General features: G+C 66.9%; 10 protein-coding genes. 3 read left to right on the top strand and 7 right to left on the bottom strand.

All coding sequences use genetic code 11. The annotated features are described in order from the left end of the window. Positions 1–63: 63 nt before the first annotated feature. The 3 genes from RZN05_RS03695 to RZN05_RS03685 all read right to left on the bottom strand — a co-directional run bounded on the left by RZN05_RS03695 (position 64) and on the right by RZN05_RS03685 (position 1,989). Positions 64–648 carry a hypothetical protein gene (locus tag RZN05_RS03695; RefSeq protein WP_317225271.1) on the bottom strand — a complete coding sequence of 195 codons (585 nt, stop codon included), beginning with the start codon at positions 646–648 and terminating at the stop codon, positions 64–66. An 84-nt stretch (positions 649–732) separates the two neighbouring features. Then, positions 733–1,347 carry a TetR/AcrR family transcriptional regulator gene (locus RZN05_RS03690; protein WP_394804777.1) on the bottom strand — a complete coding sequence of 205 codons (615 nt, stop codon included), beginning with the start codon at positions 1,345–1,347 and terminating at the stop codon, positions 733–735. A gap of 36 nt (positions 1,348–1,383) precedes the next feature. Beyond that, positions 1,384–1,989: a TetR/AcrR family transcriptional regulator gene (locus RZN05_RS03685; RefSeq protein ID WP_317225270.1), complete on the bottom strand. Its 606-nt coding sequence runs from the start codon at positions 1,987–1,989 to the stop codon at positions 1,384–1,386. 107 nt (positions 1,990–2,096) lie between these two features. On the opposite strand from RZN05_RS03685, the gene RZN05_RS03680 reads away from it, so the two are divergent. The 3 genes from RZN05_RS03680 to RZN05_RS03670 are packed head-to-tail and all read left to right on the top strand — an operon-like array spanning position 2,097 to position 7,899. Beyond that, complete coding sequence (locus RZN05_RS03680; protein ID WP_317225269.1) at positions 2,097–3,287, top strand: efflux RND transporter periplasmic adaptor subunit; 1,191 nt, start codon at positions 2,097–2,099, stop codon at positions 3,285–3,287. Positions 3,288–3,293: 6 nt separating this feature from the next. Next, positions 3,294–6,443 (top strand): efflux RND transporter permease subunit, encoded by a 3,150-nt coding sequence (locus RZN05_RS03675; RefSeq protein WP_317225268.1) that lies wholly within the window; start codon positions 3,294–3,296, stop codon positions 6,441–6,443. Position 6,444: 1 nt separating this feature from the next. Continuing rightward, the gene (locus RZN05_RS03670) at positions 6,445–7,899 is read left to right on the top strand and encodes an efflux transporter outer membrane subunit (protein WP_317225267.1); all 1,455 of its coding nucleotides are present in this window, start codon (positions 6,445–6,447) and stop codon (positions 7,897–7,899) included. Positions 7,900–7,908: 9 nt separating this feature from the next. Here the strand turns inward: RZN05_RS03670 and RZN05_RS03665 are convergent, their stop codons facing one another. The 4 genes from RZN05_RS03665 to RZN05_RS03650 form a co-directional block, all read right to left on the bottom strand. Continuing rightward, positions 7,909–8,901, bottom strand: coding sequence for a phospholipase C/P1 nuclease family protein (locus tag RZN05_RS03665; RefSeq protein WP_317225266.1), 993 nt, complete (start codon positions 8,899–8,901; stop codon positions 7,909–7,911). Positions 8,902–8,959: 58 nt separating this feature from the next. Next, positions 8,960–12,193: a TonB-dependent receptor gene (locus RZN05_RS03660; protein WP_317225265.1), complete on the bottom strand. Its 3,234-nt coding sequence runs from the start codon at positions 12,191–12,193 to the stop codon at positions 8,960–8,962. Between the two features lie 89 nt (positions 12,194–12,282). Then, positions 12,283–13,260 (bottom strand): FecR family protein, encoded by a 978-nt coding sequence (locus tag RZN05_RS03655; protein WP_317225264.1) that lies wholly within the window; start codon positions 13,258–13,260, stop codon positions 12,283–12,285. Beyond that, entirely contained in the window at positions 13,257–13,787 is a 531-nt protein-coding gene (locus RZN05_RS03650; protein WP_317225263.1) for an RNA polymerase sigma factor, read from the bottom strand. The genes RZN05_RS03655 and RZN05_RS03650 overlap by 4 nt, the downstream gene beginning before the upstream one ends. Positions 13,788–13,878 lie beyond the last annotated feature (91 nt).

Genomic DNA, 13,878 nt, shown 5'->3' with positions numbered 1-13,878 from the left:
CCGGATTGTGTCCGGCTGTGCTTCTTCTCCGGCGAGTGGATGGCTAAAGACCCAGAAAGCCTCTTAGTCTCTGGATTTGCGCCTGGATTCGGGGGCGAAGGGATCCTTGGGAATCCGGTCGGAACGTCGCATTTCGGGCGCGGCGCTACCGACCACGCCGACGCAATTCTTAAGCTCGGCCACGGCCGCACCGCTTCCCGCAAGACCCAATTGCTCGACCGGCACGTCGCCGCGATAAATATGGATCGCCTTCGACGCGGCGAAATGGGCGGGAAACTTGGCGTCGAAGCTGGTGACGAACCCCTTTTTCCCATCCGATGCCATCCCGACGACCGCGTGGTCGGCATAGCCGCCCGAGGAGAGCTTGAAGGTCAGCTTCCACCGCTCCTTCGGCTTGATCGACCAATTGGCGTTGAGCAGCGTGAGATGGTTGCTGCCGTCGCGGTCGAGCCCGAGCAGCAACGTAGTCCCGCCGGCACCAGCATAGGTCCGGGTCAGGAAGCAGCCTTCGCCATCCCGACTCGCCGCCACCGTCCAGCCGCCGACCTCTCGCGCAGAATAGCCCTGGGCAGACGCAGGCACGGCCGCGCACAGGGCGGCGAGAAGCCCGCACGAAAGCAACGTCGGCACTTGGGCTAGTTCACGCATGGCGCATCCAATTCCTTCCCCGCCGCCGATATCCGATCGCGGCGCAATTGGCCACGAACGCAAGGCGACGCAGGATGCTCCCGTTTACGCCTTCGGCCACAGCGCAAGGCTGCTGGTCACCAGCGAGCCCAATTCCTCGGTTGGGGCGCCATTGCCCGATTGCAGCGCCATGCCCTGCAATATCGCCATCAGATAGGTCGTGATCGCGGCCGGCTCGACCTGCTCGGGAAGGTCGCCTTCCTCCCGCGCGCGCTCGAAACGCGCAATCAACGCCGCCTTGATCGCAAGGGTGCGCGCCAATATGTCCGCGCGGATCGGCTCGGCCTCGTCGCCGCACGCGACCGAGTTGATGACGCCCATGCACCCCTTGGGATCGCGCTCGTCGGCCAGCCTGTCGAGCATCCCGTGGAGCAGGTCTTCCGCGACTTCGCGCGCAGTGGGCGCCTCGATCGCACGATCAATGAAGGCCAGTTTCTCGCGCGCATAGCGATCGAGCGCTTTCTTGAAGAGCGCCTCCTTGTTGCCGAACGCCGAATAGAGGCTCGGTCGCGAGACGCCGGTGGCGTCGGTCAGGTCTGTGAGCGTCGTGCCTTCATAGCCCTTGGTCCAGAACACCCGCATCGCCGCGTCGAGCGCGCGTTCCACGTCGAACTCGCGGGGGCGGCCCATTCGGGCGGGACAAAGGGCGATCTTCTTCACGATATTTCTCTGGTCAGGGGTGAACCTTTGCGCGCGTCACGCCGAAAGCGCCTCGATGCGCTGGTCGACGATTGCCGAAACATAGCCGAACAGCGGATCGACCTTGAGGTTCGGATCGAAGGTGCGGCGCATCATGATGCCGAGCCCGAGTGCGAGGATGAAATCCACCAGTGCCTCGCGCTCGCCGCCAACCTCGCTCTCTGGTGCGATCGCAGCCAGCGCGGCGGCGAGGCTGTCGCGGACGCGCAGATCGACCGTGCGGTTCAACTCGGCGATCCGGATGCTGCGGCCCGATTCGGCAACGATCTCGCTCATCAGCCGGCATTGCTCGACGGGCTCGTCGCTGCGCAGGAAGCGATCGAGCCAGTCGCGGACCGCAGGTATGTCCCCGACCTTCACGGCGGCGGCGAGCACCTCTTCCTCCAGCCAGTCGGCGACGTCGCGCTCGCAGATCGAGGCGATGATCTCCTCCTTGCTCGCGAAATCGCGGTAGATCTGGCCCATCTTGATGCCCGACGCGGCTGAGATCTGCGCCATGCCGGTCTGATGAAAACCGTGGGTGATGAACAGCGCACGAGCCACTTCGAGCAGGTGCTCGCGGCGCATTTCCGCGCGGCTCGGCAGCAGCTGCTGGTCATCCATTATTAACGTTCCTTTGCGGTTGCCAAGTCCGATCGCGAAGCATATAGGCCCGCCCTCCATATGTGTGTGAATGCTCACTCACAGTCAATATACCCCTGGTGAAGTGCATGAAAAAACTGACGTCGGCGCTTGGCGCGGCCCTGATTCTCTCCGGCTGCGGCGGTGGCGGGGACGCCCAGCAACAGGCTGCGGCCGCCGCCGCGGCGGCAGGCCCGGCGACGGTGCGCTACGTCACGATCCGCGAGGAGCCGGTGGCGCTGAGCACTGAGTTGCCCGGGCGGACCAGCGCCTATGAAACCTCGGACGTGCGTCCCCAGGTCAACGGCATCATCCAGGCACGGCTGTTCGAGGAAGGCGACATGGTGCGGAAAGGCCAGCCGCTCTACCGGATCGACCCCGCGCCCTATCAGGCGCAGGTCGCCAGCGCCCGCGCGGCGCTGGCCCGCGCGCGCGCCGCGATCGGCTCGACCGGCTCGCTCGCCCGGCGCTATGACGAGCTGGCGCGGATCAACGCGATCTCGCGCCAGGATGCCGAGAACGCCACTGCCGGCGCGCAGCAGGCCCGCGCCGACGTCGCCGCGCAGGAAGCCGCGCTCCGCGCCGCGCAGATCGACCTCGATCGCACCACGATCCGCGCGCCGATCTCGGGCCGGATCGGCCGATCGACCTTCACCACCGGCGCCCTTGTCTCGGCCTCGCAGGCCGATCCGCTGACCACGATCCAGCGGCTCGATCCGATCTATGTCGACATCCAGCAGTCGAGCGCCGAAGTGCTCAACCTGCGCCAGCAGATGATGCAGGGCGAAGTCACCCGCGCCGGCGGCGCCGCACGCGTGCGACTGAAGCTCGAGAACGGATCGACCTATGGCCAAGAGGGCACGCTCAAGTTCACCGACGTGACCGTCGATCCCGCGACGGGCAGCCAGGTGATCCGCGCGGTCTTCGCCAATCCCAACGGCCTGCTCCTCCCCGGCATGTTCGCGCGCGCGGAGATGAGCGAGGGCACCCAGGCACGCGGGATGCTGGTGCCGCAGCGCGCGGTGTCGCGCAACGAGAAGGGCGAGGCAGTCGCGATGGTGATCGGCGCCGACGGCAAGCTCCAGCCGCGCGTGATCGCCGCGCCGCGGACGATCGGCACCAACTGGCTGGTCACCACCGGGCTCAAGCCGGGCGACAAGGTCGTCGTCGAAGGCGCGCAGAACCTCCAGCCGGGCACGCCGGTGAAGGGCGAGCCGTACCAGGCCGACAAGCCGGCAGCGCCTGCCCAGCAGCCCGCAGCGGCACAGAAGGCGCAGTAACCCGTCATGGCACGCTATTTCATCGATCGGCCCATCTTCGCATGGGTCATCGCGATCATCCTGATGCTCGCGGGCCTGCTCGCGATCCGCAGCCTGCCGATCGCGCAGTTCCCCGAAATCGCGCCGCCCACCGTGACGGTGAGCGCCAATTATCCCGGCGCCGATGCCGAAACGCTCGAGCGCACGACGACGCAGATCATCGAGCAGCAGCTCAAGGGCATCGACAATCTGCGCTATTTCTCGTCCTCGTCCTCGTCGGCGGGCACGGTAGGTATCACGCTCACGTTCGAGCAGGGCACCGATCCGGACATCGCCCAGGTCCAGGTGCAGAACAAGCTGGCGGCGGCGACCTCGCTGCTGCCGCAGGAAGTCCAGCGCCAGGGCGTCCAGGTCGCCAAGTCGGCGGCAAGCTTCCTGGTGATCGTCGGCCTCTATTCCGAGGACGGCTCGCACTCGAATGTCGATCTTTCCGACATGGTCGTGTCGCGGCTCCAGGACCCGGTCAGCCGCGTCAACGGCGTCGGCGAGCTGATGGTGTTCGGCGGGCAATATGCGATGCGCATCTGGCTCGATCCGATCAAGCTGCAGAATTACGGGCTCGCCATTTCCGACGTGACGGCGGCGGTCCAGGCCCAGAACGCGCAGGTTTCGGCGGGCCAGATCGGCGCGCTGCCGGCCTCCAAGGAGCAGGAGCTCAACGCCACCGTCTCCGTCCAGTCGCGGCTGCAGACGCCCGAGCAGTTCGGCAACATCCGCCTGAAGACCGCCGCCAGCGGCGCGATCGTGCGGCTGCGCGATGTCGCGCGCCTCGAACTGGGCGCAGAGACCTATGGCTTCGACGTCAAGTATAACGGCAAGCCTGCCTCGGGCTTCGGCGTGCGCCTTGCCGCAGGGCAGAATGCGCTCGACACCGTCGACGCGGTCAAGGCGCGGGTGAGCGAGATCGCCAAGACGCTGCCCGCCGACGTCAAGGTAATTTACCCCTATGATTCGACGCCGTTCGTCCGCCTGTCGGTCGAGCAGGTGATCCACACGCTGATCGAGGCGGTGGTGCTCGTCTTCCTCGTCATGTTCCTGTTCCTGCAGAACTGGCGCGCGACGTTGATCCCGACGATCGCGGTTCCGGTCGTATTGCTCGGCACCTTCGCGGTGATGGCGGTCGCGGGCTATTCGATCAACACGCTGACCCTGTTCGGCATGGTGCTGGCGATCGGCCTGCTCGTCGATGACGCGATCGTCGTGGTCGAGAATGTCGAACGCCTGATCCAGACCGAGGGGCTGAGCCCCAAAGAAGCGGCGCGCAAATCGATGGACGAGATCAGCGGCGCGCTGATCGGCATCGGGCTGGTGCTCTCGGCGGTGTTCCTGCCGATGGCGTTCTTCGGCGGATCGACCGGCGTGATCTATCGCCAGTTCTCGATCACGATCGTCTCGGCGATGGTGCTATCGGTGCTGGTCGCGCTGATCCTGACGCCCGCGCTGTGCGCGACGATCCTCAAGCCGCACGATCCCACCAAGCATGAAGGCAACGGCCCGCTCGCGCGCTTCTTCCGTTGGTTCAACGACAAGTTCGATCGCGGCACCGACAAGTATCAGCACGGCGTCCAGCGCGTCTCGCGCAGCTGGAAGCGCTCGGCCCTGGTCTATCTGCTGATCGTCGCGGTGATGGCGATCGCGTTCGTCCGGCTCCCCGCGGGCTTCCTGCCCGACGAGGACCAGGGCACGGTGATCGCGCTGACCCAGGGGCCGGCGGGTGCAGCATTGCCCCGCACCGAAAAGGCGCTGGCAGTGGTTCGCGACCACTTCCTCGAGACCGAGAAGGACAGCGTTGCCGGGGTGTTCACGATCAGTGGCTTCTCGTTCGCGGGCCAGGGCCAGAATGCCGGCCTCGCCTTCGTCCAGTTGAAGCCGTGGGCCGACCGTTCGGGCGCCGAGCACAAGGCGCAGGCGATCGCCGCGCGCGCGATGGGGCCGTTCTCGCAATACAAGGATGCGATGATCTTTGCGCTGGTGCCCCCGGCGGTGCAGGAACTCGGCAACGCCACCGGCTTCGATTTGTGGCTGGTCGACAGCGCCAATGCCGGGCCGGAGAAGCTGCTCCAGACGCGCAACATGATGCTGGGCGCAGCGATGCAGGAGAAGCGCGTCGCGCAGGTGCGACCGCTGAGCCTGGAGGACGCGCCGCAGCTCAAGATCGATATCGACCAGGACAAGGCCGCGGCATTGGGTCTCGACATCGCGACGATCAACAATGCGATCTCGAGCGCCTGGGGCAGCGCGTACGTCAACGACTTCATCGATCGCGGCCGCGTCAAGCGCGTCTATCTCCAGGCCGACGAGGGCTATCGCAGCTCGCCCGACGACCTCGCCAACTTCTATGTCCGCGGCGCCAATGGTGCGATGGCGCCGTTCTCGGCCTTCTCGACGATCAGCTGGGTCAAGGCGCCGGTGCAGCTGACGCGCTATAACGGCCAGTCGGCGATGCAGCTCCAGGGCGCGCCTGCGCCGGGCGTGAGCACCGGCGACGCGATGGCGGCGATGGCCGAGATCCACGCCAAGCTGCCGCCGGGGACCTCGCTGGAATGGACCGGACTGTCCTATGAGGAGCGGCTGTCGGGGGGCCAGGCGCCTTCGCTCTACGCATTGTCGCTGCTGATCGTATTCCTCTGCCTTGCCGCGCTCTATGAGAGCTGGTCGGTGCCGATCGCGGTGCTGCTGGTGGTGCCGCTGGGCGTACTCGGCGCGCTGCTCGCCGCGCGGTTTACCGGGCTCAACAACGACATCTATCTGCAGGTGGGCCTGATCACCACGATCGGCGTCTCGGCCAAGAACGCGATCCTGATCGTCGAGTTCGCCGAGGAGCGCGTGCGCGAGGGCATGCATGCCTTCGACGCGGCGGTGGAGGCGGCCAAGCTCCGGCTCCGACCGATCCTGATGACCTCGCTCGCCTTCATCTTCGGCGTGATGCCGCTGGCGATCTCCACCGGTGCGGGTGCCGGCGGCCAGAACGCGATCGGCCGCGCCGTGGTCGGGGGCATGTTCTCCGCGACCGTCCTCGCGATCTTCTTCGTGCCGATGTTCTTCGTCGTCGTCAGCCGCCTGTTCGGCCACGGCCAGACCGCGCGCGACGATGCCCATTCTCCCCAGGAATCCTGATATGACTAAGCCGCTTCTCGTGCTCCTGGCGAGCGCGACGATCCTCTCCGGGTGCAATCTGGCGCCCGACCATGTTCGCCCCGAAGGCGCCGTACCCGCAGCGCTTCCGCAGGGCGGGATCTATCCGAGCGCCGCGACCGACGCGCCCGATGTCAGCGCGATCGGCTGGCGCGACTTCTTCCTCGACGCCCGGCTGCGCCAGGTGATCGAGACGGGACTCGCCAACAATCGCGACCTGCGCATCGCCGCGGGCAACGTGCTCCAGGCGCGCGCGCAATTGCGCACTCAGCGCTCGGATCTCTTCCCGAGCGTTACGGCGAACGGCTCCGCGACCTATACCAACAACATGGCCGGCGCTGCCGGCGGTGCCGGAGCCGTGCCCGGTGCCGGTGCGGGAGGCACTTCGAGCGATCTCGACATCTACCAGCTCAATGCCGGCTTCTCGAACTACGAACTCGACCTGTTCGGGCGCATCCGCAACCTCAGCCGCGCCGCGCAGGAGCAGGTCTTCGCCAGCGAGGAGGCCCAGCGCTCGGCCCGGATCAGCCTGATCGCCGAGATCGCCACTGCCTGGCTGACGATGGCGTCGGACCAGGAACAACTCCGCCTCTCGCGCGAGACCTTGAAAGCATTCGAGCAGACGCTCACCCTCACCCGCGAGCAATTCCGCGTCGGCGTCGGCTCCGAACTCGAAGTGCGCCAGGCCGAGACGAATTACCAGGGCGCGCGCAACGACATCGCCGCGCTCGAGACCCAGGTCGCGCGCGACCAGAATGCGCTCAACCTGCTCGCCGGGACCACCGTGCCAGCCGGGCAGCTCCCGACCAGCCTCGGCACCGATCCGGTAACGCTCGACGCGCTGCCGGCCAATCTCTCGTCCGAAGTGCTGCTGCGCCGCCCCGACGTGCTGCGCGCCGAGCATCTGCTGATCGCCGAGAGCGCCAATATCGGCGCCGCCCGCGCCGCCTTCTTCCCCAGCATCTCGCTGACCGGGCTGCTCGGCACGTTCAGCCTGGGGCTGTCGAACCTGTTCGGCAGCGGCAGCTACACCTACACCGCCTCGCCCGCTGTCTCGCTGCCGATCTTCGACGGCGGCCGCCGCTCGGGCAATCTGGCCTATGCCAAGGCGTCGCAGCAGGTCGCCGTCGCCACGTACGAGAAAGCGGTTCAAACCGCATTCCGCGAAGTCGCCGACGCGCTCGCCCAGCGCGGCCGGATCGGCGAGCAGGTCAGCGCCCAGTCGGCGCGGTCCGAGGCGGCGCAGGTCGCGGCGCGGCTGTCCGACGCCCGCTTCCGCGCGGGCGTGGATTCGTTCCTGACCACGCTAGACGCCCAGCGCGCCGCCTATGCCGCGCAGCAGCAGCTCGTGGGCATCCGTCTCACCCGAGCCAGCAACCTGATCGAACTCTACCGCACGCTCGGCGGCGGGCTGAACGAGACGAGCCCGACGCCCTAGCCGGCCCCGTCAGGGCGCCGGCGCAGACCCCGTCTCGGGGTCGTAGCGCGGGTGGGCCGGGCTCTGCGGGGCGACGGGGTCGCCTGCGCCCGGCCTGGCGCTCTCCTTCCAGGCGCGCGTGAGCAGGTCGCGCAGCATCGCGGCACCGGCAGCGGCGCGGCTGTACACGAAATCGCGCCCCTCGCGGCTGGCGGAGTCGGCAAAGACGCCGCGCTTCTCGAGCGCGAAGATCGTCTCGACCTCGCGGTTGCTGTCGCTCAGGAATTGCAGCACCGCGCCGAACAGGTCGCCCTGCTGGTGCTGCGGCGCGCCGATCCGGCCGAGAAAGTCGGTCGGCTGGAGGTTGATCGCATCGGCATAGCCGATCTCGAACTGGCCGTGGATCGCGCCGCTGGTTGCATACCCGTTGGGATTGAGGCCGACCCAGCCCTCGCAATGCACGCTGGCATGGTGTGGATTGGCACCATCGGCGATATAGTGCGACATCCACGCGACGTAGAAGGCGATCGTCTGCTCGATATTGGTGGTTGGCTCGCCCCGCGACTGTTTCGAGCGCAGGCTGCGCATCCCTGCGACGATCCGGCCATAGCCCTCCATCACCGCATAGGGCATCGTGCCCGTCCAGCGGACATTGAGCCGCTCGGCGGCCTTGGCATCGGTCCTCGCGACGCGCAGATGCTCGCGATACAGCGCCAGCACGAAGGCGTAGCGCGAGCGCGGCGGCATCGGCCCCAGAAAGCCGAGCCGCTCGACGAACCAGGTGTGGTTGGGATCCTCGTCGATCTTGGAGAAGGGCTCACCCAAACCGCGCCAGGTATCGGGGGCGCCGGCCTCCTCGGCGATGAACTCGGCGTAATTCTGAAGGAACACCGGCCCGTCCGCCGGGAGGGCGGCGAGCGCCGCCTGATCGATCACGGCATGGCCGCGCCCGCCCCAGGCATAAGCGGAGGTGGGCGCCAGGGCGGCCGCCAGCGACAGGCCGAGCAAGGCGAATTTACGCATCGAGGCGCTCCGTAAAGAGTCCGGCCGGCAAGCGCGCGCGCTGCCGGCCGGGTGGGGGTCAGAAATTATAGGAAACGCCGACATAGGCGCGGCGGCCGGTATAGCTGCCGTAGGAGAAGCGATCTTTGGTGTCGTTGCCGACGTGCCGGCGCTCCTCGGACTTGGTGAGGTTGATCACCGAGGCGGTGAGCATCAGCCCCTCCTTCAGCTCGTACGAGGCGTTGAGGTCAATCTGGCTATAGGGCCGGGTATAGACGTTCATCCCCGATTCCAGACCACCGACCATCTCGCCGCGCCGATTGTACGATGCGCGCAGCAGCATGCGGTCGTTCTCGTAGAAGAGCGAGGCGTTGACCTGGGTCTTGGCGCTGCCGACCAGCGCCGACGTGCCGACCTTCTGCCCATCAAGCGTGATCGTCGCGGTCGACGTGTCGTTATAGGTGAAGTTCACCTGCGCGCCGAGACCGAAGGGCAGCGTATGCTGGGCATAGAGCTCGACACCCTGCGATCGCGCGTCCGAACCGTTTGCCACCGTCGAATAGGGCTGGATCAACACCGTCTCGCCGGCCACGACGCGGTTCACGTCGAGGATCAGCGGCACGATGAAGTCCGACACGTCCTTGCGGAACAGCGTCGCGCCGATCACCGATCCGCGCTGGATATACCATTCTAGGCCGACATCGTACTGCCACGCCGAGAACGGATTGAGCTGGCTGTTGCCGCCGCTGCCCGACCAGCCTTCGAACTCGCCGAACTGGTCGCGATCGAAGGCGTACGCCGCCGAACGATAGGTCAGCGAGCGCGCGCCGCCCAGATCGGCGATCGACGGCCGCGCCATCACCTTCGCCACCGCGCCGCGCACCAGCAGGTTGGGCGTGAGCTCGTACGACGCGTTCAGGCTAGGCAGCCAGTTGGTATAGTTCTTCGGTTCGTTGATCCGGACGTTGACGATCGTCTCGCGCTCGCTGAGCGGGCGGATCTGGCAATTGCCGTCGGGGCCAAGCGGTCGGTTGGGATCGAGCGGTCCGCCTGGGCCGTCGACGCAATAGTCGTTGAGATATTGCAGCCGGTCCGACGTCACGCCCGACTGTCTGGTGTTGACGAGGCGCAGCCCGAGATTGCCGCGAAACGCGCCGCTCTCGAAGTTGAGCTGGGCGTAGCCCGCCACCACGCGCTCGGTGATGTCGTAGACATTGTTCGGCTCGGGAACGCGCACCGAGGGGCCGTAGGTGCTCTCGATATAATCGAGATAGCGCTCGAAATCGATGCCGGGGAACAGGTTGGCGTCGAACCCGCCGGTGATGTTGTGCATCGGTTGGTCGTAGAAGAATTCGGGTCGCGCGACGGCGCCGGCCGGCGTGTCCTGATAGCGGCGCTTGATCGCGGCATCGGCATACCATTCGTTGCGGCCGGTCTCGCGATGGACGTTGAGTTCGCGCCACTTGCCGCCGAACTGGACCGACTTGAGGAAGCTGCCGTCGAAGTCCCGCTTCAGGTCGAGCTGGGCGTAGCGCTGGCCGATCTCGCTGTTGATGAAGCTCGAATTGGTGCCGCCGACGTCGATCTGGGCGATGCCATTCTTGATATTGTCCTGCAGCTCGGGCGAGAATTCGACGCGCAGCCCGTCGCCGGTGAAGTCCCATTCGCTCAGGAAATTGCCGTTGCGCTCCTGGCCGGTGACGGTCAGGCGCGGCTTGGCGGCAACGTTGAACCGCATCGACGGGCCGCCGACGGCTTTGGTCTTGCCGATCTTGAGCACTGCCTCGAACCGGCCCTGCGCATAGCGCGCCTCGGTCTCGAAGGTGGTGGAACGCTGCTTCTCGCGGCTGTACTGGCCGGTGATCCGCGGCGTCTCCATCGTGCAGGGCGGAGTCAGCGCCAGGCAGCCGGTACCGGCCGTCGGCACGGTGAAGGTCGCCGAGCGCATCACCGTGCCGCTCTCGTCGAAGATCGCGTCGCTGAAGAACTTGCCATAACCCCATTCGGGGATGGTCAGCTGGTTGTGGATGAAGTCGCTGCGATATTCGAAGCGGAAGAAATTGGCCGTGACGGTCAAATTGTCGAACGGCCGCATCTGCGCAGTCGCCTGGATGCCGTAGCGCTGGCGCTCCTGGTCGAAGATCTCGGCACGCACCGATTGCGGCGCCCAATAGCCCGAATAATGAGTGCCATCGAGCGTGCTCTGCCCGCCCCCGGTCCAATAGGACACCGCCGCATCGTTGGCATACGTATTGCCGTTGACGTCGGTCGCGCGAGTGACGACCTGGCCCGCGGCATTGCGGTCACTCCACCAACGCCAGGTGCCCGCGGTCGAGCGCATCTCGCGGTTGGTCCGCTTCTGGTAGACCCCGCCCACGAGGAAGCCGAGCGTCTCGTCGGCGTTCTTCCACGAATATTGCGCGCCGAACTGGGGCTCGGCCTTCTCGGTGGTGTCCGAATAGGTCGCCTCGGCCGAGATGAAGCCCGATCCCGACTGCACGTCGAACGGCCGGCGAGTGTTGAGGATGATCGTGCCGCCGACGCCGCCTTCCTCGTGCCGCGCCTCAGACGACTTGTATACCTCGGTGCTGGCGATGAAGTTCGCGGGCAGCATCACATAGTTGAACGAGCGCTGGGGATCGCCGCTGTCGGCGCCGGCGAGGAAATTGCCGTTGAGCAGCGTCTGGGTGAGCCCGGGCTGGAGGCCGCGGATGCTGACGCGCGAGCCTTCGCCGCCGTCGCGCGTGATGATCACCCCGGGCACGCGCTGGAGCGCGTCGGCGACGTTCTTGTCGGGGAACTTGCCGATATCCTCGGCCGTGATCACGTCGACGAACGCATTCGCCTCGCGCTTCTGCGCGACGCTCTCCTCGATCGAGCGGCGATAGCCGCTGACGACAATCTCGGGCTCGGTGACTTCGGGCTCTTCCTGCGGCGCCGGTGCGGGCGCAGCAGCCACAGTCCGAGTAGCAACCGGCCGCAGCGTCGCCGCGGCAGGACGCACCACCACGGTCGAACCCATGATGCGCGCGCTGACTCCGGCGCCGCGCACCAGCGCGCTCAGCGCCTGGGCCGGCGTCAGTTGCCCGCTCACCCCCGGGCTGCGCTGGCCGCGCAGCGCCTCGGGCGAGGCGGAGAGCTGCAAGCCCGTGGTGCGCGAGAATTCGGCAAGCGCGCCGGCGAGGTCCTGCGCACGCACCGCGAAGCGATACGAATTCTGCGCGGCGCTCGCGGGTGCGGCGGCGGCGATCGCCGGCGCGACGGCAAGCGTAATCGCCAGCGCCGACGCGCAGCCCATCAGTCGATTGTACATGGAAACAGTCCCCCGTTCGAAAATCGAAATCGGACGGAAGACGGGGCAGCGGCGCTGAACCCGACAAAAGATTTTTGTTACTTTTCAACTCACTGATTGTTACTTTTATGTTTCATTCGCGCAGCCTCGCCGAGTACATACCCCTGCCCCTCTTCGCGCCAGCGCAGGTCGTGCGTCGCGGCGAGCGCATCGAGCACCATCTGCGTCTCCGATATCCGGAACCGGCCGCTGACCGGAATGTCGCCGATCCGCGGGTCTGCCAGCTTCACCGGCTTGGCCGAGAAGCGGCTGAGCTGCGCGACGAGCAGCCGCATCGGCATGCCCTCGGTCTCGTACCAGCCCTCGAGCCAGTCTGGCCCGTCGCCGCGCGGCCCGGCGAGCTGCTTGCCGGTCTCGCCAGTGACGCGGATCGCCGTGCCTGCACGTGCGCGCCAGGCCGCCTCGCCGCTCTCGATCCCGACCAGCCCGCGATAGACCCGAACGCTTACTACATCCGGCGCCTCGCGATCGACCTCGAAGGCCGTGCCGAGCACGTCGATGCTGGTCCTGCCGCTGGTGATCGCGAAGCGACGGAACCGTTCGTGCGCGACATCGAAGAACGCCTGGCCTTGCGCAAGCGTCGCGCGCCGCGACCAGGGCGCCATCCGCACGTCGAGCCGGCTGCCGCCGCTCAGCACGATCCGCGTCCCGTCGGCCAGCGCGATCCGCTTCGCCGGACCGGGCGCGACGCTGAAGCTCTGCGTGGTGATCGATTGCAGCGCGAGCAGCCCGGCGATGACCAAGCAGGCAAAAGCCCCGGCGACCGGCAGGGCCAGCGGCCGCGTCAGCCAGCCGAGCAGCGTCCGCAACAGATCGGGCCGCGGGCGCTGCCACGCGGCGCGGCCCAGCGCCTGAACGAAGGCCTCGGACTCCCACAGCGTCTGCATGCGTCCGAAGCGCTCGGCATGATCGGGGTCGGCCGCGATCCACGCGTCGAACGACCGCGCGACATCGGGCGCGGGCGTCGGCACGCTCATGCGCTCGACCCATTGCGCCGCCTCGCGGTCCCCATCCTTGGCGATGCTCACTCTCCCAGCGACTCCGGCGCGAGCCCCGCCTTATCGAAGGCGGTCTTCAAATCGACCAGCCCGCGCGTAATGTGCTTCTCCACGGCCTTGGGGGTCAATTCCAGTTCCTCGGCGATCACCGCGCAGCTCTGGCGGCGCAGGCGGCGGCGCAGGATAACTTCGCGGCGCAGCGGCGGCATGCGCTGCAAGGTCCGGCTGAGGATCGCGACTGCGTGTCGAGAATCGACGACGCGATCGAGCGATGGCGCAGTGCATTCGAAACGCTCGTCGACTTCGCCCGAGGCGCGCGCCTCGCGGCGATGGATGTCGATCACCAGATTGTCGGCGATACGGAATCCGAGCGCGAACAGACTGCCGACCGTGTCCTGCTCCTGCAGCGCGATCAGCCGCGCGAGCGTTTCCTGCGCAACATCCTCGGCAAGGTCCAGCCGGCCGGTGCGGCCGCGAATATAGCGCACCAGCGCAGAGCGCACCGCCGTCCAATCGTGATCCTGCCCGGACGGCGATGCGCGGCGAGTCAACAACACGACCGGCATTCCTGAAGTAGCGAACTGGCGCGGCGCCTAACCGGCCTCGATGACGGTTTGACGACGGCTTTCCTGTCGACGCTGCACTGCA

Source organism: Sphingomonas sp. HF-S4 (genome assembly GCF_032911445.1).
GTDB lineage: Bacteria > Pseudomonadota > Alphaproteobacteria > Sphingomonadales > Sphingomonadaceae > Sphingomonas > Sphingomonas agrestis.
The sequence above is the reverse complement of the archived record's forward strand: the minus strand, read 5'-3'. Positions and strand labels throughout refer to the sequence as shown.